Annotated in this window: 1 protein-coding gene; it reads right to left on the bottom strand. The window is 65.9% G+C overall.

All coding sequences use genetic code 11. From position 1 onward, the window contains the following. Positions 1-269: 269 nt before the first annotated feature. Complete coding sequence (locus C5F48_RS23815) at positions 270-1298, bottom strand: IS110 family RNA-guided transposase (protein WP_107666132.1); 1029 nt, start codon at positions 1296-1298, stop codon at positions 270-272. Positions 1299-1377 lie beyond the last annotated feature (79 nt).

Raw genomic sequence — 1377 nt, 5'->3', positions numbered from 1 at the left:
TTTGTGCAACATGTGTAACCGCCCCTTGCGCAAGAGGGTATTTGCAGGCTCGTCCTGGCGCGCCGTCGGGTGCTGACATGTGTCCGGCCTCTGATGCGGCCATCGTCGTGCCGCGGGCCCGTATGGTGTTCGCAGGTCGGGTCCAGATCAAAGCCGCGTGCTCGTTGGCACTCTGTTGCACACTGGTTCTCCCGATCCCGTCTCACGACCGTTGCGCCAAACCGCTCCTTGCCCTCCTTCGCTCCGACGTCCTCGCGACCTCTGACGGCTTATACCGCCGAGGCTGGAGACTGGTAGACGCCGCCGCGGGCCATCAGGGCCCAGACGATCCGCGCCATCTTGTTCGCCAGCGCCACCCGCACCAGCATCGGCGGCTTGCGCGTCAACATCCCTCCGAGCCATGTGCCCGGCCGGGTCGCAGCATGGACATGTCGTTTGATGATGACGCTGTTCGCCCCGATGATCAGCAGGCGTCTGAGGGATCGCTCGCCCATCTTCGTCGTAGCGCCGAGGCGCTGCTTGCCGCCGGTCGAGTGCTGCCGCGGCGTGAGGCCAAGCCAGGCCGCAAAGTCCCGCGCCTTGCCGAATGTCTCGGGCGGCGGGGCCAATACCGCAATGGCCGTGGCGATCAGGGGACCGATGCCCGGCACCGTCATCAGCCGCCGCGCCACCTCGTTCTTCTTCGCCCGACGCTCGATCTCGACGTCGAGCTTGCCGATCTCGGCCTCGAGATGCGAAAGCGCCGCGACCAGAACCTTCAAGGTCGCAATGGCGTCGGCGGGCAGGCCGCTGTCGGCATCTTCGACGATGGCGATCAGTCGGGCGGCGTTGGCCGCTCCCTGCGGCACGACCTGCCCGAACTCGCCCAGATGGCCTCGCAGGGCGTTGATCGCTTGCGTCCGCTGCCGGATCAGAAGGTCGCGGATGCGGAAGACCATCGCCGCCCCTTGGGTCTCCTCGCTCTTCACCGGCACGAAGCGCATCGTCGGCCGCAGAGCAGCTTCGCAGATCGCCTCGGCGTCGGCCGCATCATTCTTCTGGCGCTTGACGAAGGGCTTCACGTAGGCTGGCGGGATCAAGCGCACCTCATGGCCAAGCTTGCCTATCTCGCGGCCCCAGAAGTGCGCGCCGCCGCACGCTTCCATGGCCACGACGCAAGGTGGCAACCGACCGAAGAAGTCGAGCACCTGGTCGCGCCGAAGCTTCTTCCGAAGCACAACTCGACCCGAGGCATCAGCCCCATGCGCCTGAAACACGTTCTTCGCCAGATCGAGCCCGACCGTGGTAATCTCCGACATGACCGTCCTCCTCTGTGGATCGTCGCAGACCCACCTTGGCACATCGATGCCGTCGGGGGGCGGTCACATCATCAGAGCC

Source organism: Cereibacter changlensis JA139, from assembly GCF_003034985.1.
GTDB classification, from domain to species: Bacteria; Pseudomonadota; Alphaproteobacteria; order Rhodobacterales; family Rhodobacteraceae; genus Cereibacter; species Cereibacter changlensis.
This window is presented reverse-complemented; position numbering and strand designations above follow the sequence as displayed.